The sequence below is a fragment of the Streptomyces sp. NPDC055632 genome, assembly GCF_053618675.1.
In genome coordinates this window covers 150162-169752 of record NZ_JBSHHY010000010.1, presented here as the reverse complement: position 1 = coordinate 169752, position 19591 = coordinate 150162, and the positions used below count along the sequence as shown (strand labels likewise).

23 protein-coding genes are annotated in these 19591 nt (G+C 74.3%); 14 read left to right on the top strand and 9 right to left on the bottom strand.

Annotated elements, in window-relative coordinates:
• Nucleotides 1-39: 39 nt before the first annotated feature.
• The 3 genes from ACWGSR_RS16210 (at nt 40) to ACWGSR_RS16200 (ending at nt 2095) form a co-directional block, all read left to right on the top strand.
• Entirely contained in the window at nt 40-687 is a 648-nt protein-coding gene (locus ACWGSR_RS16210) for a class I SAM-dependent methyltransferase (RefSeq protein ID WP_376230889.1), read from the top strand.
• Between the two features lie 82 nt (nt 688-769).
• Entirely contained in the window at nt 770-1267 is a 498-nt protein-coding gene (locus ACWGSR_RS16205) for a hypothetical protein (RefSeq protein WP_376230890.1), read from the top strand.
• A 126-nt stretch (nt 1268-1393) separates the two neighbouring features.
• On the top strand, nt 1394-2095 hold the full coding sequence (locus tag ACWGSR_RS16200) for a phosphodiesterase (RefSeq protein ID WP_376230891.1): 702 nt from the start codon (nt 1394-1396) through the stop codon (nt 2093-2095).
• 171 nt (nt 2096-2266) lie between these two features.
• Here ACWGSR_RS16200 and ACWGSR_RS16195 read toward each other — a convergent pair whose 3' ends face one another.
• A complete protein-coding gene (locus ACWGSR_RS16195) occupies nt 2267-3217 on the bottom strand; it encodes a Rieske 2Fe-2S domain-containing protein (protein WP_376230892.1) in 951 nt (316 codons plus the stop codon).
• Between the two features lie 136 nt (nt 3218-3353).
• Nucleotides 3354-3581, bottom strand: a complete 228-nt coding sequence (locus ACWGSR_RS16190) for a DUF5133 domain-containing protein (RefSeq protein ID WP_453566992.1) — start codon at nt 3579-3581, stop codon at nt 3354-3356.
• A gap of 303 nt (nt 3582-3884) precedes the next feature.
• On the opposite strand from ACWGSR_RS16190, the gene ctaD reads away from it, so the two are divergent.
• A complete protein-coding gene (gene ctaD / locus ACWGSR_RS16185; RefSeq protein ID WP_453566990.1) occupies nt 3885-5612 on the top strand; it encodes an aa3-type cytochrome oxidase subunit I in 1728 nt (575 codons plus the stop codon).
• A 70-nt stretch (nt 5613-5682) separates the two neighbouring features.
• On the opposite strand, the gene ACWGSR_RS16180 is transcribed toward ctaD, so the two are convergent.
• From ACWGSR_RS16180 to rpmB, 4 genes are all read right to left on the bottom strand, one after another.
• Nucleotides 5683-6342: a class I SAM-dependent methyltransferase gene (locus ACWGSR_RS16180; protein WP_432126794.1), complete on the bottom strand. Its 660-nt coding sequence runs from the start codon at nt 6340-6342 to the stop codon at nt 5683-5685.
• A gap of 224 nt (nt 6343-6566) precedes the next feature.
• Entirely contained in the window at nt 6567-6737 is a 171-nt protein-coding gene (gene rpmF, locus ACWGSR_RS16175; protein ID WP_366374251.1) for a 50S ribosomal protein L32, read from the bottom strand.
• 183 nt (nt 6738-6920) lie between these two features.
• A complete protein-coding gene (gene rpsN, locus ACWGSR_RS16170; RefSeq protein WP_453566987.1) occupies nt 6921-7226 on the bottom strand; it encodes a 30S ribosomal protein S14 in 306 nt (101 codons plus the stop codon).
• On the bottom strand, nt 7226-7462 hold the full coding sequence (gene rpmB / locus ACWGSR_RS16165; protein WP_453566985.1) for a 50S ribosomal protein L28: 237 nt from the start codon (nt 7460-7462) through the stop codon (nt 7226-7228). The genes rpsN and rpmB overlap by 1 nt, the downstream gene beginning before the upstream one ends.
• A gap of 77 nt (nt 7463-7539) precedes the next feature.
• On the opposite strand from rpmB, the gene rpmG reads away from it, so the two are divergent.
• The 4 genes from rpmG to rpsR are packed head-to-tail and all read left to right on the top strand — an operon-like array spanning nt 7540 to nt 9422.
• Complete coding sequence (gene rpmG / locus ACWGSR_RS16160) at nt 7540-7704, top strand: 50S ribosomal protein L33 (protein WP_030493469.1); 165 nt, start codon at nt 7540-7542, stop codon at nt 7702-7704.
• Between the two features lie 37 nt (nt 7705-7741).
• Nucleotides 7742-7987, top strand: coding sequence for a type B 50S ribosomal protein L31 (locus ACWGSR_RS16155; RefSeq protein WP_401295343.1), 246 nt, complete (start codon nt 7742-7744; stop codon nt 7985-7987).
• Nucleotides 7987-9138: a CobW family GTP-binding protein gene (locus tag ACWGSR_RS16150; RefSeq protein WP_453566983.1), complete on the top strand. Its 1152-nt coding sequence runs from the start codon at nt 7987-7989 to the stop codon at nt 9136-9138. The genes ACWGSR_RS16155 and ACWGSR_RS16150 overlap by 1 nt, the downstream gene beginning before the upstream one ends.
• A 47-nt stretch (nt 9139-9185) precedes the next feature.
• A complete protein-coding gene (gene rpsR, locus ACWGSR_RS16145) occupies nt 9186-9422 on the top strand; it encodes a 30S ribosomal protein S18 (RefSeq protein WP_366374259.1) in 237 nt (78 codons plus the stop codon).
• Between the two features lie 48 nt (nt 9423-9470).
• Here rpsR and ACWGSR_RS16140 read toward each other — a convergent pair whose 3' ends face one another.
• Both ACWGSR_RS16140 and ACWGSR_RS16135 read right to left on the bottom strand, forming a co-directional pair.
• Nucleotides 9471-10241: a hypothetical protein gene (locus tag ACWGSR_RS16140; RefSeq protein ID WP_453566981.1), complete on the bottom strand. Its 771-nt coding sequence runs from the start codon at nt 10239-10241 to the stop codon at nt 9471-9473.
• Nucleotides 10242-10282: 41 nt separating this feature from the next.
• Nucleotides 10283-10846, bottom strand: a complete 564-nt coding sequence (locus ACWGSR_RS16135; protein ID WP_453567058.1) for a TetR/AcrR family transcriptional regulator — start codon at nt 10844-10846, stop codon at nt 10283-10285.
• Nucleotides 10847-11082: 236 nt separating this feature from the next.
• Here ACWGSR_RS16135 and ACWGSR_RS16130 point away from each other — a divergent pair, with 236 nt between their 5' ends.
• From ACWGSR_RS16130 to ACWGSR_RS16120, 3 genes are all read left to right on the top strand, one after another.
• Nucleotides 11083-13731: a beta-glucosidase gene (locus ACWGSR_RS16130; protein ID WP_453566979.1), complete on the top strand. Its 2649-nt coding sequence runs from the start codon at nt 11083-11085 to the stop codon at nt 13729-13731.
• Between the two features lie 75 nt (nt 13732-13806).
• A complete protein-coding gene (locus ACWGSR_RS16125; protein ID WP_453566977.1) occupies nt 13807-15507 on the top strand; it encodes a serine/threonine-protein kinase in 1701 nt (566 codons plus the stop codon).
• On the top strand, nt 15492-16106 hold the full coding sequence (locus tag ACWGSR_RS16120) for a hypothetical protein (protein ID WP_453566975.1): 615 nt from the start codon (nt 15492-15494) through the stop codon (nt 16104-16106). The genes ACWGSR_RS16125 and ACWGSR_RS16120 overlap by 16 nt, the downstream gene beginning before the upstream one ends.
• On the opposite strand, the gene ACWGSR_RS16115 is transcribed toward ACWGSR_RS16120, so the two are convergent.
• The gene (locus ACWGSR_RS16115) at nt 16087-16785 is read right to left on the bottom strand and encodes an NAD(P)H-dependent oxidoreductase (RefSeq protein WP_376230906.1); all 699 of its coding nucleotides are present in this window, start codon (nt 16783-16785) and stop codon (nt 16087-16089) included. The two genes, ACWGSR_RS16120 and ACWGSR_RS16115, sit on opposite strands and share 20 nt — an antisense overlap.
• Nucleotides 16786-16874: 89 nt before the next feature.
• On the opposite strand from ACWGSR_RS16115, the gene ACWGSR_RS16110 reads away from it, so the two are divergent.
• From ACWGSR_RS16110 to ACWGSR_RS16100, 3 genes are all read left to right on the top strand, one after another.
• Nucleotides 16875-17330 carry a MarR family winged helix-turn-helix transcriptional regulator gene (locus ACWGSR_RS16110; protein ID WP_453566973.1) on the top strand — a complete coding sequence of 152 codons (456 nt, stop codon included), beginning with the start codon at nt 16875-16877 and terminating at the stop codon, nt 17328-17330.
• 127 nt (nt 17331-17457) lie between these two features.
• Nucleotides 17458-17799 (top strand): GNAT family N-acetyltransferase, encoded by a 342-nt coding sequence (locus ACWGSR_RS16105; protein WP_376230908.1) that lies wholly within the window; start codon nt 17458-17460, stop codon nt 17797-17799.
• 247 nt (nt 17800-18046) lie between these two features.
• The gene (locus ACWGSR_RS16100; RefSeq protein WP_453566971.1) at nt 18047-19456 is read left to right on the top strand and encodes a family 2B encapsulin nanocompartment shell protein; all 1410 of its coding nucleotides are present in this window, start codon (nt 18047-18049) and stop codon (nt 19454-19456) included.
• The last annotated feature ends 135 nt before the right edge of the window (nt 19457-19591 follow it).

Here is a 19591-nt window from a genome sequence, read left to right as displayed (position 1 = left end):
TCGTGCTCCACCGTCCCGCCCCGGACTACTGTCGCGGGCATGGTCGAACACGATGCTCCCGGTACCGTCCGCGAGGCCTACGACGCCGTCGCCGCCACCTACGAGGAGATGTTCCGCGACACGCTGCGGGACCGCCCCCTGGACCGCGCGGTCCTGGACGTCTTCGCCGAGGTCGTCCGCGCGGACGGGCGCGGCCGGGTCGCGGACCTGGGCTGCGGGCCCGGTCACGTCACCGCCCACCTGGACCGCCTCGGCCTGGAGGCGTCCGGCGTCGACGCCTCTCCCGCGATGATCGAGCTGGCCCGCCGGGCCCACCCGCACCTGCGGTTCGACGTGGGCTCGATGGACGCCCTCGACATCGCCGACGGCGCGCTGGACGGCGTGCTCTCGCGCTGGTCCGTCATCCACACCCCGCCGGGTGAACTCCCTCCGATCCTCACGGAGTTCCACCGCGTACTGGCCCCCGGCGGCCACCTCCTGATCGCCTTCTCGGGAAGCGAGGGACCGGCGCACCCGACGCAGGTCTTCGACCACGCGGTCGCGCCGGCCCACCGCTGGTGGCCCGACCACCTCTCCGCACTGCTGCGCGAGTACGGACTCGCCGAGACGGCCCGGACGGTCCGCGAACCGGAGCCGACCGACCGGCGGCAGTTCCAGGAGATCCACCTGCTGGCCCGCAAGGTCTGACGAGAGCCGTCCGACCATGCGCCCGCCCGTGCGCGCCCGACGCCCCGGAGCCCCGGGCCCTGGAGTACGGCAGAATCCCGCTGTGACATCCCGAGAGGTCCTGGCCGGGCTGGAAGCCGGCATGGCGGAGCTGTCGGTGCCGACGCGGGTGTACGTGGCGGCCGGCCGTCTCACCGGGCCGGAACCCGCCCTGCCGGAGCTGGCGGCCCGCATCCGCACGCTGCTCGCCGAGGTCGCGGAGGACGAGGCCTGGCGCCGCTTCCTGCCCGGGTACGTCCCGCCGGCGACACCCGGGATCCGCGCCGCGCTGGAACCGCTGGAGCCGCGCGAGGCCGCCGCGTTCCTGACCCGGCTCGCGACCGTCGACCTGGTCTGGCCGAGCCACCGGCACCTGCCCGCGGAGACCGCCGAGCGCGGGGCGGCCCGGGTGGCGTCCCTGCTCGGGCCGGAGGCCGCCTGGTGGACCAACCACGACGCCGAGTGCGGCGCCGTGAACGGCCTCACCCCGCTGTTCGACAGCCTGCTCGCGGGAACGGACGGCGAACACTTCGTCCTGGCCCTGCAGATCGCCGACGACTGAGCACCCCCCGTCCGCGCGCATCGTCCTTCGTCCGGGGCGATCCGGTCGGCCGGCGCGATTCTGGGCAGACGACGGTGGTGTCGGGCATCGCCCGTGTCACCGTCGGCACCAGGAACGGAAAGTCGCATGAACCGCCTCGACCGCATCGCCTTCCGCACCGCACGGACCGCCGCCCGCCGCCGAGGGAACCGGCCCGCCCTGCACCCCCGTGGAACCGCCCTCGCGGGCCGCCTCGTCGTACCCGGCCGCCGGGACCGCTGGGACGTGCCGTGGCTCGACGTTCCCGGCTCCTACGAGGTGACGGCCCGATGGTCCCGGGGCGCCGGGCTGCCGCACCCGCTGCCGGACGGACTGGGCCTCGCGTTGCGGGTGGAGGACGCGGGCGGGCCGGGCCGCTTCCTGGACCTCCTCCTGACGACCGGCGGACGGGGCCGGTGGGCCCGCCACGTGCCGTTCCTCCGCACGTCCGCTACGGCCGGCCCGTACTCCACCCTCCTGCCGTACGTCGTCGGGGGGAGGCGGGGGGTGGTGGCCGCGTTCCCGGTTCCGGGAACCCGGAGGATCCCCGCCGACCCCGTGGCGGTGGGAGCGGTCACGGCCGCACGGCCCATGGTGTTCCAGCTCTGCTTCGGAGAGACCGGGACCTGGCGGCCCCTGGCCCGGCTCACCCTCCACGGGCAGGGCTCCCGGCCCTCTCCGGACGGTGGCGCGTTCGATCCCTACCTCGCCCCCCTGCCGGGCTTCCGTCCTGTCGACCGCCTCCGGTCGCTCCGCATCGCCGCGTACGCGGGGTCACGGGCCGGACGGCACGTGACCCCGGATCTCTGAGAGGGGCCGGAGCGAAGGCCGTCCCACGCGCCGGAGCGCCTTCCCGACCCGTCGTACGCGGCCGCTCTCCCGCACACGACGCGGTTCACGGCAGCGGTCTCCGCCGAGCGGTGTCCACGGCCCGTGCGTCCCGTACGACGGAGACGTCACGCCCGTCCGGGGGGCGCCGTTCTACGCTTCCGGGGCGCGCAGCCTCACCTCGACCCGGCCGTCGACGACGCGGGTGTCGAAAACGGGCTGGGGAGCCGTCGCGGGGCCGCCGACGTTCCAGCCGTCCTCCAGGCGGAAGACGCTGCCGTGCCACGGGCAGCGCACGCAGCCGTCCTCGATCGTGCCCCGGGACAGGGGCCCGGCCGCGTGACTGCACGAATCCACCAGGACGTGCACGCGGTCCGTGCTCTCGCGTACGACCAGGATCGCCACGTCGTCGACGTGCCGCCGGACCGCCTGCCCGAGAGGCAGGTCCGCGATCCGTCCGATCCCGTGCCAGCCCGGCTCCACCAGATCCGGCACCGACGCGGTGCGGTTGGCGCCCGCGGCCTGCCGGAAGGCCAGATGGCCGCCGATCGCGCCGCCGACGCCGACGACCGTCAGGCCCGCGAACCCCAGGGCCTTGCCCAGAGCGGCGCGACCCCGCACCCGGGCGGCCAGGGACCCCGCGTAGAGCCCCACTCCCGTGGCGTTCGCCGCCGCGTGCACCAGCCCGACCCGCATCTGCCGGCGTTGCAGCTCGGCCCAGTCGACCCAGCCCGCCACGGCCGCCGGGGCCGCGGCCGCGAGCCCCACGCCGATCAGCGCGCCCGCCGCCCGTCGCTGTCCCGGCAGCATGTCGAGCACCGCCGCCGAGAACCAGGCGCCGATCGGCAGCTGCACCATCACCGGATGGGCGGGATGGCCCAGCCAACGCCCGTGCAGCGCGTCCCTCGCCCGGCCCAGGGGGAGCGCCCGGACCACGCGGCCGAGACGCCCGGCCGGCCCGTCGAGGACGGTGGAGCGCTCCACGCGGTCCATGGCGCGAAGGACCCTGCCGGGGCCCGAGGCCGACGGCAGTACGCGTTCCAGTGCCCGCAGCACGGTTCCGCTCGTAGGGCCATGACCGTCGAGATCAGAGGCATACGTCATGAACTGCCTATAACCATACAGAAGGCGGCGAAACGGAACGCTGCCGTTCTTCAGCACGGCGGACTTCAGCACGGCGGATTCGGCGCCCCCGCCGTCCGTCCCTCCGGGCGGTTGTCCTCCGGATCCGGCCGCGCGCTCAGCCGATGAGCGCGAAGTCGCTCTCGGAGCGGGCGCGGGCCAGCTGATGGCGGGCGGCGGCGAGGGCGGCGTCGATGTCACGGGCGCCGGTGGACGCGCACAAGGTGTGGGTGAGGTCCTCGATCTGCCGGCGGGCCTCGACCGAGCGGCTCTCGGCGTACAGGGCCCGCAGCATCCCGTACTGCTCGACGAGGTTCTCCAGCACCAGGGGGTGCGCCATCCGCATCGACCGTCTCCTTGTTCCGAAGCCCTGAAGCCCTGAGTTCCCGAAGTTCCGTACGGGGAACACATGTTCCGTTCCGCGCGTGTGCCCCGAACCGCGCGACGGAAACCGTCCGGAACGCGCGACGGTCCCGCGCCCGTACCCGCCGTGCGGGTGCTTTTTCTCCCGGAGGGACGAACGCCGCAGGTCACGGCTCGTGCGATGAAACGATTTCGCCCACACGTCCGTATTTGATCGGTTTGCGGAAAAAGCTGGTCTACGGTCGCCCTGCCGCGTGCGTCCGCCCGAGCCCCCGCAGGAGTTCCCATGACCGTCTCCACGGAGCCGCCCGCCCTCGTGCCCGTGAGGAGGAAGAGCCGGGGGAAGGCCGTCGTGGACTGGCTGACGACGACCGACCACAAGAAGATCGGGCACCTCTACCTGATCACGTCGTTCGTCTTCTTCCTGCTGGGCGGCCTGATGGCCCTCGTGCTCCGGGCGGAGCTGGCGCGGCCGGGCCTGCAGATCGTCTCCCCCGAGCAGTACAACCAGCTCTTCACCCTGCACGGGACGGTGATGCTGCTGCTGTTCGCCACCCCCACCTTCGCCGGTTTCGCCAACGCGATCATGCCCCTGCAGATCGGCTCGCCCGACGTGGCCTTCCCGCGCCTGAACATGTTCTCGTACTGGCTCTTCCTCCTCGGCGGCGTCATCGTCTTCGCGGGGGTCCTCACCCCCCAGGGGACGGCGGACTTCGGCTGGACCGCCTACACGCCCCTCAGTGGCGCGGAGCACACGCCCTACGTGGGCGGCGACCTGTGGATCATGGGGCTCGCGCTCACCGGCTTCGGCACGATCCTCGGCGCGGTCAACTTCATCACCACGATCATCGGGATGCGCGCACCCGGCATGACGATGTTCCGGATGCCGATCTTCACCTGGAACGTCCTGCTGACCTCGGTGCTCGTCCTGTTCGCCTTCCCCGTCCTGGCCGCGGCCCTGTTCGCCCTGGAGGCGGACCGCCGGTTCGGGTCGCACGTCTTCGACCCCGCCAACGGCGGGGCGCTCCTGTGGCAGCACCTCTTCTGGTTCTTCGGGCACCCCGAGGTCTACATCATCGCGCTGCCGTTCTTCGGCATCGTCACCGAGATCTTCCCGGTCTTCTCCCGCAAGCCGATCTTCGGTTACGTGGGCCTCGTCGGGGCCACCATCGCGATCGCCGGACTCTCGGTGATGGTGTGGGCGCACCACATGTTCGCCACCGGGGCGGTGCTGCTGCCGTTCTTCTCCTTCATGACCTTCCTGATCGCGGTCCCGACCGGGGTGAAGTTCTTCAACTGGATCGGCACGATGTGGAACGGGTCGCTCTCCTTCGAGACCCCCATGCTGTGGTCGATCGGATTCCTGGTCACCTTCCTGTTCGGCGGTCTGACCGGGATCATCCTGGCCTCGCCGCCGATGGACTTCCACGTCACGGACAGCTATTTCGTCGTCGCCCACTTCCACTACGTGGTCTTCGGCACGGTCGTCTTCGCGACGTTCGCCGGCTTCTACTTCTGGTGGCCCAAGATGACCGGAAAGATGCTCGACGAGCGCCTGGGCAAGGTCCACTTCTGGACCCTGTTCGTCGGCTTCCACGCCACGTTCCTCGTCCAGCACTGGCTCGGCGCCGAGGGGATGCCGCGCCGCTACGCCGACTACCTGTCGGCCGACGGCTTCACCGCGCTCAACACGGTGTCCTCCATCGGCGCGTTCCTGCTCGGGGCGTCCACCCTGCCGTTCTTCTACAACGTCTGGAACACCGCCAGGACCGCCCCCCGCGTCACCGTCGACGACCCGTGGGGCTTCGGCCGCTCCCTGGAGTGGGCTACCTCCTGCCCGCCGCCCCGCCACAACTTCGTCACCCTCCCGCGCATCCGCTCCGAGTCGCCCGCCTTCGACCTCAACCACCCCGTCATCGCCAGCCTCGACCAGGGCAAGGACCACAAGCGGGACGTGTTCGACGACTCCGGCGCCGCCACCCACGACGGCCCCGACGCGGGCCGGAACGCATGACCGGGTACGGCTCCGCCACGGGCCGCTGACGCGGGCCCCGGCGCGGGGTCCCGCGGCGTGCGCCGTGCCGTCAGGCGCCGTCCGCCGCGTCGTCCCGGCGCCGGCGGCAGTCCAGGAACACGTGCGGCTCCGGACCGGCGTCCGGATGGGCCGGGGTGAACAGCGTCTCCTCGCGCTCCAGCACGTCGAGACCGGCGGACTCGGCCACGGCGGCGAGGTCCGCCGCGGTGAAGCTGGTCACGCGCACGGGCTGCCCCATGAAGACGGCCTCCACCCCTTCCACGTCCAGCGGCACGGTGGCCAGGACCAGATGACCGCCCGGCCTCAGCGCCCGGGCCAGCCGCCGCACCGTCTCCGTCTGTTCGCGCCGGTCCAGCTGGAGCAGGGAGAAGTACACGCAGACCGCGTCGAACGAGGCGTCGTCGAGCGGCAGGTCCCGGATGTCGGCGCACCGGAAGGAGGCGGCCGGCACCTGACGGGACGCCAGCTCCACCATGACGGGGGAGACGTCGACGCCCAGCACCTCGTGACCGGCGTCCGCGAGCGTCCCGGCGGTGGGCCGGCCCGTGCCGCTGCCCACGTCGAGGACCCGGCTGCCCGGCGCGAGCCGCCCGAGCAGCCGCTCCAGCGAGCGCCGGTGCGCCTCGGAACCGGCGAACGCCTTCTCGTACTCCGCTCCCAGCGCGTCGAACACGACCGCCGCGGGCGGTCGTTGCTGATCGTCGGTCACGACGGTCCCTCCGGTCGGGCGATCGGTGCGGTCGCATCGTTCCACCGGCGGGAAGCCGTTCACAAGAGCGCCACGAGGGCCCGGCCGGGGAGGGGCCGGCGGGAGGGGCGGGCCGACGGTCGCGCCGGGAGGTACCGGGCCGGACGGTGCCGTGGCTGCGACCACCGCCCGGCCCGGAGTCTCGGACCGCCGCTTCCGTCGGGCGGTCGTACGGGGGCGCGTGCTCAGCCCTCGGGGCGGAGGAGTCCGCGCTCGTACGCCTTCACGAGCCGCTGGGGGACCCGGTGGACGGTGCCGTCGACCGTGACCGGCACGAGCTGCGTCGCGGTCGCCTTCCACCGGGCGCGGCGGTGACGGGTGTTGCTGCGGGACGTCTTGCGCTTGGGGACGGCCATCGTGGACTCCTGGGGGAGGGGGCGGGTGTGCGGAAGAGAGGCTAGATGAAAATGGCTGCCATTTTCAATTCGAGGTCCCGCCTTCACGCTCCGGCCCCCCGCGCTCGGGCGCGCCGGTCCGCCCTCGTCTCCGAACGCACCGGTCCGGCCCCGCGAGCGGCGCGGCCGGACCGGTGTCGGGGCCTACCAGGACGACTTGGTCACCCCGGGCAGGAAGCCCGCGTGCGCCTGCTGCCGGGTGCGCACCCGGGACAGTCCGAACGCGCGCAGATAGCCCCGGGGCCGCCCGTCCACGCCGTCGCGGTTGCGCACGCGGGTGGCGCTGGCGTCGCGCGGCTGCCGGCGCAGCTCGGCCTGCGCGGCCTCCCGTTCCGCCGGGGCGGTGGACGGGCGGCGGATGATCTCCTTGAGCTCGGCGCGCCGGGCGGCGTACCGCTCGACGACCTCCTTGCGCCGCTCGTTCCGCGCGATCTTGCTCTTCTTCGCCATCAGACCTTCCCTCCCCGCGCCCGGATGCGGGCCACGGCGGCCTCGACGCCGATCACGTCCACGGTCCTGATCGCCCTGGCGCTCAGGGTGAGGCGGACGTGGCGCCCCTCACTGGCCAGCCAGTAGCGCTTGCGCTGGACGTTCGGGTCGAAGCGGCGCGAGGTGCGCCGGTGTGAATGGGAGACGGAGTTGCCGAATCCCGGCTTGGCGCCGGTCAGTTGGCAGTGGGCGGACATGGGTGGTTCACCTCTCGGGGACGGTTCTGGGGTCGGGCGGTTTTCGATAATGAAAACCGTTGTCATATACTAGCCCCATGGCACGCAACGAGATCCGCCCCGTCATCAAGCTCCGCTCCACCGCGGGCACCGGCTTCACCTACGTCACCCGCAAGAACCGCCGCAACGACCCCGACCGCATGGTGCTGCGCAAGTACGACCCCGTCGCCCGCCGGCACGTCGACTTCCGCGAAGAGCGCTGACCCCGTCCCCTACCCCCACCGCCGAAAGGTCCCCGCCATGAAGCCCGGCATCCACCCCGCCTACGGCCCCGTCGTCTTCCGCGACTCGGCCTCCGGCACCGCCTTCCTCACCCGCTCCACGATCACCAGCGACAAGACGATCGACTGGGAGGACGGCCACACCTACCCGCTCGTCGACGTCGAGATCTCCTCGGCGAGCCACCCCTTCTACACCGGCACCGCCCGCGTCCTCGACACCGCCGGCCGCGTGGAACGCTTCGAGCGCCGCTACGGAGCCCGCTGATGCCGTACGCCCGTGAACTGCCCGTCGTGATCGTCGCCGGGCTCCACGCCGAGGCCCGCAAGGAGGTCGTCGACCGCCTCCTGCGGGCCGTCCCGGGGAGCGTGGCGCTCCACCACGACCTCGCCTCGGCCCCCGACGGCACCGTGCTCCGCCTCGTCCGGGACGCCTCCGGGCCCGTCTCCCGGGGCGAGACGCCGCTGGTGAACGACTGCGCCTGCTGCGCGCTGCGCGAGGACCTCGTCCCCGAGCTGGAACGCCTGGCGGGCGACGGCCTCACCCGGCTCGCGGTGGTCGAGCTGTGGGACTCGGTCGAGCCGAAGGCCATGGCCGAGGTCATCGCCGGACACGGCGGGGACCGCCTGTCCGTGACGGGCGTGATCACCGCCGTGGACCCCGCGCTCGTCCTGCCGTACCTCGCCAACGGCGACGACCTCGCGGAGGCCGGGCTCGCCGCCGCCCCCACCGACCGGCGGACCGTCGGCGACACCTGGGCCCGCCAGCTGGAGTACGCCCCCGTCCTCGCCGTGGTCGACAGCGCCGAGGCGGACGAGGAGGACCACGCCCTCCTCGCCCAGCTCCACCCCACCGCCCGCCGCGTGCCGGCCGCCTCGGCCGACCTCGCCCGGGCCGCCTTCGCGGGCTTCGACGTCGAGGCCGCCGCGGCCGCCCAGCACCCCGCGTGCGCGCTCCTGCCTCAGGACGCGGACGAGGCCGGCGTGACCACCTTCGTCTGGCACCGCCGACGTCCCTTCCACCCCGAGCGCCTCTACGAGGCCCTGGAGGACCTGTGCTGCGCGGCGGCCCGCAGCCGCGGCCGGTTCTGGCTCGCCGACCGCCCGGACACGCTGCTCGCCTGGGACGCGGCCGGCGGGGCGCTGTGCGTGGAGAGCGCCGGGCCCTGGCTCGCCTCGCTGCCGGACGCGGCCTGGGAGATGGTCCCGCCCGTGCGCCGGGCGGCCGCCGCGCTCGACTGGCACGCCGAGCACGGCGACTGCTGCCAGCACCTCGTCTTCACCTCGCCCGGCCTCGACCGGGACGGCCTCGAACGGCTCCTCGACTCCTGCCTGCTGACCGACGCGGAGTACGCGTCGGGGCCGGAGTCCTGGAAGCGCCTGCCCGCGGCCTTCGCCCCGCTGCTCGACGCCGCCTGACCCCGCCGTACGACACGCACGACACGTCCACCGAAGGAGAAACCGCCGTGGCCCGACGCCCCGACCCCCGCAAGCCCGCCAAGCCCCGACCCAACCCGCTGGACGCGGCCGGGATCACGTACATCGACTACAAGGACACCGACCTGCTGCGCAGGTTCCTCTCCGACCGGGGCAAGATCCGCAGCCGCCGCGTCACCCGCGTGACCGCCCAGCAGCAGCGGGCCCTCGCCGCCGCGATCAAGAACGCCCGCGAGATGGCCCTGCTGCCGTACGCGAGCCGCTGACCGCGCCCGGGCCCCCGCCCCCGGTCCTCCGCGTCCGTCACGCGTCCGTCACGGCGCCGAGCCCTCTCCCCGCCCGACACGGTCCAGCAGGGGCGCCGCCCACTCCGGCAGGGCGGACGCGGCGGGCAGGGGCGGGCGGGGGTCCGAGGCGATGCCGATGCCGCCCTCCGGATCGCCGTACACGAACCGCCCCGACCACCACAGCCAGGAACGGACGAACAGGTTCGCGCTCCACGCGAGGGCCGGCGCGCCGCGCGACCCGGGCACCTCGTACCAGTAGCCGGTGAGCACCACGGCGCGGGAGACCGCCTCGTCCCGGTCGTCCGGCCGGGAGTCGGCGGTGAGTCCGGCGGCCAGGACCGGCGCCGCGAACCGGTTGTCCCCGAGCAGTCCGCCCGCGTCGCGGACGACCGCGTCCAGCAGCTCCACGGGCAGCTCCGCCGCGGCCCGCTCCAGGCGCGCCAGCAGCTCGGGCAGTCCCGGATCGGCGGCCGTCTCCGGCCCGGGCGTCACCCGCAGGTCGGCCCACAGCCGTTCGTCCCCGCCGCGGACGGCCAGCAGGCGCGTGTACGCCAGCGCGCGCAGCGCCTGCCAGCGGCAGAGGGTGTCGAGCAGCGCGACCCGGGAGGCGCGGAAGGCGAGCCGCACCGGCCGGTCGGCCGCCCGGACCACGTCCCCCAGGGCCCGCAGTTCCGGCGGGACCGGGGCCGGGAAGATCCGGCTCCGGCCGGGGTCGTACGACGGCTCGGCCCGGTATCCCGGCCGGTCGGGGGCGGTCGGCTCCTCCCGGCGGGCCGCGGTCTCCTCGGCCGGTTCCACGGCGCGTTCCCCTCCGTGCGGTCGGCCGCGACCGGACGTGCTCACCCCTCGGCGGGGAAGCGGTCCGGTGCGAGCGTGGTGAGGAGGGAGTTCAGGGCGAGTTCCGTCGACACGGTCATGTCGACCGCGTCGGGCGCGAGGAGCCACTGGACCTGGAGGCCGTCCATGACGGCGATGATCGCGCTCGCGGCCGGCTCGACGCGGGCGTCGTCGTCGGCGAGGCCGCCCGCCTCGCGCAGCGCGTCGGCCACGAAGGCGCGCAGTCCGGTGTAGCGGTCGCGGAAGTAGGCCTGCGCGGGGTGGTCGTCGGTGACGGACTCGGCCGAGAGCACCGCGTACAGGCGCACGATGCCCTCGCGCTCGGCGTTGCGGCGGGCGGTGTCGACGAGGTGGCGCAGGAACTCCGTCCCGCGCGGCCGGTCGGGCCCGAGCTGCTCGATGTCGGTCTGGTCGCGGAGTTCCAGGACGCTGGTGAGCAGTTGGGCCTTGGTCCGGAAGTAGTGCAGGACCCCGGCCTGGGTGAGTCCGGCGCGGTCGGCGATCTCCTGGATCGGCGCGTTGTGGTAACCGCGGGCGGCGAACGTGTCCATGGCGATGTGCAGGATGTCCTGCCGGCGCTGCTTGGCCTCCGCGCTGCGGGGCGTGCGGGGCGGACGCTGCGTCTTGCCTGCCGGGTGGTTGCTCACGCGCGCCAGCATAGGTGGCCCCGAGAGCCGGGAGACCGCCTCCGGGGACTCCTCGGAGGCATGTGGCTCAGATCACTTACTGAGTACTTAGCGGGTGTGCTTTCATGTGGCCGTCATCACGACGGCACGTCGCCGCCCCGGCCGGAGGGAACCCCATGTCTGCCCCGTCGCCCGCACCTCCCGCCTGCCCCGCCCGGCCGGAGGCGGACGAGAGCCGCTGGGCCGCGCTGATCGCGTCCCTGGACCTGACGGCCAAGGTGCGGCTGCTGACCGGGGCGAGCCTCTGGGCGCTGCACGGGGAACCGAGGCTCGGACTCCACCCCGTCGTCACCTCCGACGGACCCCAGGGCGTACGGGGGACCGGCGAGGTGCCCGGCGAGACCGGACTCCTCGCCCCGGCCCCGAGCGCCACCGGCGCCACCTGGGACACGGAACTCGCCGAACGCCTCGGCCGCGTCTTCGCCGCCGAGGCCCGCCGGAAGGGCGTGGACGTCGTCCTGGCCCCGCTGGTCAACCTCCAGCGCACCCCGGTCGCCGGCCGCCACTTCGAGTGCCTCTCCGAGGACCCCCTCCTGTCCGGCGCGCTCGGCGCCGCGCTCGTGCGCGGCCTCCAGGGCGAGGGCGTCGCCGCCTGCCTGAAGCACTTCGTCGCGAACGACTCCGAGACCGACCGCACCCGGTACCGCGCCAGGATCGACCCCCGCACGCTCCGCGAGGTCTACCTCGCCCCGTTCGAGCGCGTCCTCGCCGAGGCCGGACCGTGGAGCGTGATGGGCGCTTACTCGGGACTCGACGACGGCACCGAGTCGGCGCCGGTCCTCGAACACCGGCGGATCCTCCGGGGCGTGCTGAAGGACGAGTGGGGCTACGACGGGGCGGTGATCAGCGACTGGGCCGCCACCCGGACGACCGCGGCCACCGCCGTCGCCGGTCTCGACCTGGTGATGCCGGGCCCCGACGGGCCGTGGGGCGACGCCCTCGCCGCGGCGGTCCGCCGCGGCGAGGTGGACGAGGCGGACGTCGACGACAAGGTCCTGCGGCTGATGCGGCTCGCCGCCCGCGTCGGAAAACTGACCGGGCCCTGGGCGCCCGGCGACCAGCCCCCGCCGCCGCCGGCCGCACCCGCGCCCGCACCGGTCGGCGAGGAGGACTTCGCCGCGCTGCGCGAGGTCCTCACCCGGGGCACCGTCCTGCTGCGCGACGACCGGGCCCTCCTGCCCCTGGACGCGAGCCGGCTGAACCGCGTGGCGCTGATCGGACCGAACGCCGTCGAGCCGTACCTCCAGGGCGGCGGCAGCGCCTACGTCCCGGCCGTCCGCACGGTGGGGTACGCCGAGGGGCTGCGGGCCGCCCTGCCGGAGGCGGTCGAACTGACCGTGCACCGCGGCGGATCGTCCCGGCGGCACGCCCCGTTCGTCGACCCCGCGCTCCTCACCGGGATGCGCGCCGCGTACCTGGACGGGAACGGCACCCCGCTGGGCGAGGAGGTCCGCCGCACCGGCGACTGGGGGGCCTTCGGCGTGTCGGACGGAACCGCCGACGTGGTCCTCACCGGCCGGATCACCCTCGCCGAACCGGGCGACCACCTCCTGGAGTTCGGCTGCGCCGGGCGCTTCACCGTCGCCCTCGACGGCGAGCCGGTCCACACCGGCGAGGACGACCGGGGCGTCGAACTGATCCTGGAGTCCGGCCACCACCACCCCGAGACCCGCCGCCACACCGTGCGGGTGGACGCCGACCCGGTCCGCCTGGACCTGAGGATCGACCTCCGGGTCGTCGACGCCGACGCCTACGGCCGCTTCGTCACCGCCCACGTGCGCCACCTGCCGCCCGGCCCGGACGTCGAGGACGAGATCGCCGAGGCCGTCGCGGCGGCCCGCGCGGCCGACGTCGCCGTGGTGGTCGTCGGGACCAACGAGGAGGTCGAGTCCGAGGGCTGGGACCGCCCCGACCTGGAGCTGACGCCGCAGCAGCACCGGCTCGTGCGCGCGGTGGCCGCCGCCAACCCCCGTACCGTGGTGGTGGTCAACGCCGGCGCCCCGGTCCTGCTGCCCTGGGCCGACGAGGTGCCCGCCCTGCTCTGGGCGTGGCTGCCCGGCCAGGAGGCGGGACACGCCCTCGCCGACGTCCTGCTCGGCCGCGCCGAACCCTCCGGCCGCCTGCCCTGGACCCTGCCCGCCCGCGCCGGGGACGTCCCGGTCCCCGACGCCGTCCCCGTCGACGGCGTCCTCGACTACCACGAGGGGCTCCACATCGGCCACCGGGGCTACGACCGCGCCGGCACCAAGCCCGCCTTCCCCTTCGGCCACGGACTCGGCTGGACCACCTGGTCCTACGACCGCGCCGAGGCCCTCGGACCGTCCGTCCCCGCCGACCGCACCGTCCCCGCCGACCGCTCCGCCTCCGCCGACCGCTCCGCCTCCGTCGGCCGCTCCGCTCCCGCAGGCGGCGACGGGCCCCGGATCGCCGTGACCCTCACCAACACCGGCCCCCGGACCGGGCGGGAGGTCGTCCAGGCGTACCTGGAGGCCCCCGACGGCGCGCCCGGCGAACCCGTCCGCGTCCTGGCGGGGTTCGCCGTCGCCGAGGTCCCCGCGGGCGGCACCGCGACGGTCGTCCTGACCCTGCCCCGGCGGGTCTTCCAGTCCTGGGACGAGGAGCGCCGGGACTGGCGCACGCCGGCCGGCCGCCGCCGTTTGCGCGTCGGCCGCTCCAGCCGCGACCTGCGCCTGACGCTCGACCTGGATCCCGACCTGGATCCCGACCTCGGCCTCGGCCTCGATCCGGACCCCGGCCTCCGCTGACCCCCGGGAACCGGCCGTGGCGGGAATCCGTCCCCGTGGAGGAGGGCGGCCGGGGTGCCGGGGAGGGGGGCGGGGATGAGCGCGTGGGTGGTCCCGGGATACACGGAGGCCCGTGAGCTGGGGGCGGGCGCCGGCGGCCGCGTGGTGCTGGCCGCGCACGACGCGACCGGCACGCCGGTGGCCGTGAAGTACCTGGGCGAACGGCTCCGTTCGGACGAGGCGTTCGTCCGCGGCTTCCGGGCCGAGGCCCGGCTGCTCGGCGCCCTGGACACCCCGTACGTCGTGGGGTTCTACGAGTACGTCGAGGCGCCCCGGGGCGCGGCCATCGTCATGGAACTGGTGGACGGCGTCGCGCTGCGCGCCCTCCTCGCGCGGGAGGGCTCGACCGGACCCGAGGCCGCGCTCACGGTGCTCAAGGGCTCGCTCCTGGGCCTGGCCGCCGCGCACCGGGCGGGCGTCGTGCACCGCGACTACAAGCCCGAGAACGTCCTGGTCGCCGCCGACGGCTCGTCCAAACTGGTCGACTTCGGGATCGCGACCGGACGCGACAGCAGACCCGGCGTCGCCGGGACGCCCGCCTACATGGCGCCCGAGCAGTGGAACGGCGCCCCCGCCTCCCCGGCGGCCGACGTCTACGCGGCGACCGCGACCTTCTTCGAGTGCCTGACCGGACGCAAGCCCTTCACGGGCGACAACTTCGCCGAACTCGCCCTCCAGCACCTGGAGACACCCGTCCCCGACGGACAGGCACCCGAGCCGCTGCGCCCGCTCATCCGCCGCGGCCTCGCCAAGGCCCCGCACGAACGGCCGGAGAACGCCGCCGCGTTCGTCGACGAACTGGAGTCGGTCGCCACGGCCGCGTACGGCCCGGACTGGGAGGAGCGGGGCCGGGGCCGCCTCGCGGCCCTCGCCGCGCTCCTGCCGCTGCTCTTCCCCTCCTCCGGCGGTACGGCCCAGGGCGCGACCGCGTTCGCCACGACCACCCTGCCCCGGCCGCCCGCGCCGCGCCTCCGGCGCCGGTTCCCCCGCGCACTGCCCGCCGGGGCGGCCGCGCTCGTCCTGGCGCTGCTGCTCGCCCTCGCCGCGCGGGCCGGGGGAGAGGAGACGGACGGCGACCGGGCCGCGCAGGCCTTCGCGACCACGGACACGGCGGCGAACCCGCTCCCGCCGGACCCGAGCGCGTCCGCCTCTCCCTCGCCGGAGTCCACGCCCACGGCCACGCCGACACCGACCGCGACACCGACTTCGATACCGACCGCGACACCGACTTCGACTTCGACGGATCCGGAGACCTCCGCCCCGCCGGCCACCCCCTCCCCGACGGACGGCGCGCCGACCGGGCCGCCCGCCTCCACCGTTCCGGCCGCTCCGGTCACCCCGACCGCTCCGGCCACGGAACCTCCGTCGACTCCGCCGAGCACACCGCCCACCACGCCCCCGACGACGCCGCCCGTCTCCGTGACGGCCGTCTCCGTCACGAGCCTGCGGCAGACCGGGACCGCGACCGCCGAGGCCACCGTCGAGATCACGACGGACGGCACGGGCCCGGTGACGCTCCTCGTCGAGTGGTCCACCGGCGACGAGAAGGGCTCGCCGGGCACGCCGGACGGCTCCGAGACCTTCCGGCGCGCGGGGGACACCCGGTACACCCTCACGCTCCCGCACGCCTTCCGGGGCGCCGGCTGCTACTGGGGAGCGCGCGCGAGCACGGACCCGGCCGCCGGGAACGGCGGTTCCCTCCGGCAGGTCTTCGTCCGACGGTGCGTGATCTCGTGAACGACGACGACTACAGCGCCACCGAACTCGGCAGCCACTGGTTCGAGGGACCCGAGCCGGACCCGGTCCCCGACCGGCGGGAGGGCGAGGTCCTGCGCTTCGGACCGGGGGTGACCGCGGCCGCCGCCCGGCGCGCCGGGAACACCCCGACCGCGGTCCAGATCTGGCAGGGCACCCTGCCCGGCGCCCCGCCGCCGCGCCCGCCCCGCCCCCGGCGGCCGCGCCGCTACGCGCTCGCCGCGCTGGTCCTGGTCGCCGTCCTGGCCTTCCTCGCCTGGCGGGAGTACGGCCCCCGGGCGGCGGTGCGGGACGTCGCGGTCACCGCCGCCGGGCCGCTCGGCTGCGACGGCACGGCGGACGTCGTGGGCGTCGTGCGCACCGACGGCCGGCCCGGCACCCTGACGTACCACTGGGAGCGCAGCGACGGGACCCGGTCCGCGCCCCTGCGCGAGACCCTGGCCCGGGGGCAGGAGGAGGCCGGGCTCCACCTGCTCTGGACCTTCCACGGGCCCGGCACCCACCGGGCCGTGGCCCGCCTGGTGATCACGTCGCCCGACGCGCGCACGGCCGAGGGGGCCTTCACGTACCGCTGCGGGTGAGCGGGGCCCCGGGCGCGCGCCGGTTCCCGCGGACGCGCGGGCCCTTCCGGTCCGGGGCGAGGGCGGCGAACCGCCGCTCGGTGTCGTCGAGCAGCCGCCGGCGCTGCTCCGGGGTCCTCCCGGCGACGCGGTCGAAGTTGATCCACCGCAGGTTCCCGACGCCGATCTTGCCGAAGGTCCCCTTGAACAGGATCTTGGTCAGCGGGTCGCGGTACCACCAGCGGTAGGCCTTGTCCGGGGTGGTCATGACGGACAGGACGGTGACCCCGCCGAGGCGCGGCATCAGGTTGTGGAACGGATTGCCCTTGGCGTCCGGCCGTTCGGCGAACACCACGCCCTTGGTGAGCACCCGGTCGAGGAAGCCCTTGGTGGCCGCCGGCATCGCCTCCCACCACACCGGAAAGGCGAACACCAGGTGGTCGGCGGCCAGCAGGCGCCGCTGGTAGGCGTCCACCAGGGGGTCGACCACGGCGCCCTGCCGCCAGGCGACGAGGTCCTCCCGGGTCATCACGGGCGAGAACCCGTCGGCGGCCAGGTCGATCACGTCCACCTCGTGTCCGGCCGCGGTGGCGCCCCGGACGGCGGCCGCGGCGACGGCGGCGGTGAAGCTGCGCCGGTGCGGCACGTTCTCGGCCGAGGCGAGGGTGTAGGGGTGGTCGAGGACCAGCAGGACGCGCACGGGGACTCCCGGAGGACGAAGGACCGTTTCGACAGCAACGGTTGCAGTCGAAACGGTTGTCTGTCAAACGCATGGTCTACCCTGACCCCATGGACAACCAGCCGCCGCTGCCCGACGACCTGGCCACGCTCTGGTACCTCACCCGCCGGGTCGCGGGTCTGATGGACCGCAACGGAGAGACGCTGTTCCAGCGGGAGTTGGGCATCTCTCTTGCACAGTTCCTGGTGCTCTCCGTCATCGACGCCCACCCCGGGACGCTCAACCAGCAGCAGGTCGCCGACCGGCTCGGCCTGACCAAGGGCACCGTCAGCCGCCAGATCGACCACGCGGTCTCCGCCGGACTCGTCGAGGTCCGGCCGTCCCCGCACAGCCGCCGCGAGAACGCCGTGGGCCTCACCCCGGCCGGCACCGACCTGGTGCGGCGCGGCGACGCGGCGTTCGACCGGGAGCGCGAGGGGCTCCTGCCGCTCGTCGAACCCGACGACCTGCGCGCCGCCCTCCGCGTCCTCGCGCGCATGAACGACGCCCTCGGCGCGTACCGCTGAGGCCCGGTCACGGACCCGCGGATATCGTCGGGCGCGCGGGGCGCGGACGACCGCCGGCCCCGTGGGGCGCGGGCGATCGGTTCCGGCCGGCTCCCCGCTCTCCTCCCGTCACCCGAAAGGCACCCCCATGACCCAGCAGGCAGCCGCTCCCGAGGTGCGCCGCGTGGACGACCGGCACCGCTACGAGATCCTCGTCGACGGCGAGCGCGCCGGTCTGACGGCCTACCGCGACCGCGACGACCGGCGGGTCTTCTTCCACACCGAGGTCGACGACGCCTACGCCGGACAGGGCCTGGCCGGGATCCTCGTCGAACGGGCCCTCGCCGACGTGCGCGCCTCCGGCCTGCGCGTCGTCCCCGTCTGCCCGTACGTGGCGAAGTTCCTGAAGAAGCACGAGGAGTTCGCCGACATCACCGACCCGGTGACCCCCGAGGTCCTCCAGTGGCTGGACGCCCGACTGGGGCGCTGATCCCGGCCACTGGCCGACACGCGAACGGATGGCTCGAAAACCTGTGTTCGGGCAGGTAAACCCTGTTCGGATCAAGATCACTGCATGGAGGTAAAGGCCCCCTTCCGAGGGGGCGAGCCGGGTGCGACGGCCGTTACTGTTCCCCGGGATCCGGGCGGATTGCCGGATCTTCGCACCCTGTTTCTCCTTTCGGCGGTGTCACGCGCCCAGGCGCCGAGCACCGCCTTCGCGGAAGAGAGCTCGCCCGATGACCGTTGACGACCGCCCGGACGTACGGCCCCTGCCGTCCCGGCAGTCCAGTCTGAGCACCGCGGCCGCCCGCAAGCTCGCCCACACGGCCAAGTCCGCCCCGCAGATGCAGGAGATCACCTCCCGCTGGCTGCTGCGGATGCTCCCCTGGGTGGAGACCAGGGGCGGCGCCTACCGGGTGAACCGCCGGCTCAGCCACACCGTCGGCGACGGGCGCGTCGAGTTCGTCCAGGACGGCGCCCGCGTCCGGGTCATCCCGCGCGAGCTCGGTGAACTGGCCCTGCTGCGCGGCTTCGACGACGAGGAGGTGCTGACCGCGCTCGCCGCCCGGTGCGTCCAGCGCGACTTCCGCGCCGGAGAGGTGCTGGCCCGGCACGGCGACCCCGCCGGGGGACTCCACCTGATCGCCCACGGCCGGGTCGGTCAGACCTGCCCCGGCAAGTACGGCGGCGAGGACACCGTCGGCGTCCTCGCCGACGGCGACCACTTCGGCGAGAGCGCCCTCCTCGAAGCCGACGCCGGCTGGGGCCGCACCGCCACCGCCGAGACCGCCGGCACCCTGCTCACCCTCTCCCGCGCCGACTTCGAGGCCGTACTGGCCCTGGCGCCCGGCCTCCGGGCTCACGTGCGGGAACTCGGCTCCCGGGCCCACCGGCCGAAGAACAAGTACGGCGAGGCCGCGATCCCGATGTCGTCCGGCCACACGGGAGAGGTCGCGCTGCCGGGCGCCTTCGTCGACTACGAGCTCGCGCCGCGCGAGTACGAACTCTCCGTCGCCCAGACCGTCCTCAAGGTCCACACCCGCGTCGCCGACCTCTACAACGGCCCGATGAACCAGACGGAGGAACAGCTCCGGCTCACCGTCGAGGCGCTGCGCGAGCGCCAGGAGTACGAGCTGATCAACAACCGGGAGTTCGGCCTGCTCCACAACGCCGACTTCAAGCAGCGGATCCAGCCGCACTCCGGCCCGCCCACCCCGGACGACCTCGACGAGCTGCTCTGCCGCCGCCGGGGCACCAAGCTCTTCCTCGCCCACTCCCGGACGATCGCGGCGATCGGGCGCGAGCTCAACGCCCGGCGGATCCACCCGGACCACGTCGACCTCGACGGGCAGCGGGTCCAGACCTGGCGCGGGGTCCCGATCCTGCCCTGCGACAAGATCCCCATCAGCCCGGAGAACACCAGCTCGATCCTCGCCATGCGCCTCGGCGAGGACAACCAGGGCGTCGTCGGCCTGCGGCAGACCGGCCTGGCGGAGGAGTACGAACCGGGCGTCTCGGTCCGCTTCATGGGCATCGACGAGAAGTCGATCATCTCCTACCTGGTCACCACCTACTACTCCGCCGCCGTCCTGGTGCCCAACGCGCTCGGGGTCCTGGAGAACGTGGAGATCGCCCGCAGGCGCTAGCGCGCCCCGGCTTTCCCCGCCCCGCCGCCCGGCCGGCCCGGCTACCCCGCGCCTCATCGCCCAGCCGACCAGTCGCCCATCGGCCCGCCCGGCGAAGCCCGTTCGGCGAAGCCCGTTCAGCACGGCCCGGAGCCC

Excerpts from the sequence above, each read along its gene's own strand:
- ACWGSR_RS16210 (WP_376230889.1), top strand. The coding sequence starts at position 40 with ATGGTCGAACACGATGCTCCCGGTACCGTCCGCGAGGCCTACGACGCC.
- ACWGSR_RS16200 (WP_376230891.1), top strand. The coding sequence starts at position 1,394 with ATGAACCGCCTCGACCGCATCGCCTTCCGCACCGCACGGACCGCCGCC.
- ACWGSR_RS16195 (WP_376230892.1), bottom strand. The coding sequence starts at position 3,217 with ATGACGTATGCCTCTGATCTCGACGGTCATGGCCCTACGAGCGGAACC.
- ACWGSR_RS16190 (WP_453566992.1), bottom strand. The coding sequence starts at position 3,581 with ATGCGGATGGCGCACCCCCTGGTGCTGGAGAACCTCGTCGAGCAGTAC.
- ctaD (WP_453566990.1), top strand. The coding sequence starts at position 3,885 with ATGACCGTCTCCACGGAGCCGCCCGCCCTCGTGCCCGTGAGGAGGAAG.
- rpmF (WP_366374251.1), bottom strand. The coding sequence starts at position 6,737 with ATGGCCGTCCCCAAGCGCAAGACGTCCCGCAGCAACACCCGTCACCGC.
- rpsN (WP_453566987.1), bottom strand. The coding sequence starts at position 7,226 with ATGGCGAAGAAGAGCAAGATCGCGCGGAACGAGCGGCGCAAGGAGGTC.
- rpmB (WP_453566985.1), bottom strand. The coding sequence starts at position 7,462 with ATGTCCGCCCACTGCCAACTGACCGGCGCCAAGCCGGGATTCGGCAAC.
- rpmG (WP_030493469.1), top strand. The coding sequence starts at position 7,540 with ATGGCACGCAACGAGATCCGCCCCGTCATCAAGCTCCGCTCCACCGCG.
- ACWGSR_RS16155 (WP_401295343.1), top strand. The coding sequence starts at position 7,742 with ATGAAGCCCGGCATCCACCCCGCCTACGGCCCCGTCGTCTTCCGCGAC.
- ACWGSR_RS16150 (WP_453566983.1), top strand. The coding sequence starts at position 7,987 with ATGCCGTACGCCCGTGAACTGCCCGTCGTGATCGTCGCCGGGCTCCAC.
- ACWGSR_RS16130 (WP_453566979.1), top strand. The coding sequence starts at position 11,083 with ATGTCTGCCCCGTCGCCCGCACCTCCCGCCTGCCCCGCCCGGCCGGAG.
- ACWGSR_RS16125 (WP_453566977.1), top strand. The coding sequence starts at position 13,807 with ATGAGCGCGTGGGTGGTCCCGGGATACACGGAGGCCCGTGAGCTGGGG.
- ACWGSR_RS16110 (WP_453566973.1), top strand. The coding sequence starts at position 16,875 with ATGGACAACCAGCCGCCGCTGCCCGACGACCTGGCCACGCTCTGGTAC.
- ACWGSR_RS16105 (WP_376230908.1), top strand. The coding sequence starts at position 17,458 with ATGACCCAGCAGGCAGCCGCTCCCGAGGTGCGCCGCGTGGACGACCGG.
- ACWGSR_RS16100 (WP_453566971.1), top strand. The coding sequence starts at position 18,047 with ATGACCGTTGACGACCGCCCGGACGTACGGCCCCTGCCGTCCCGGCAG.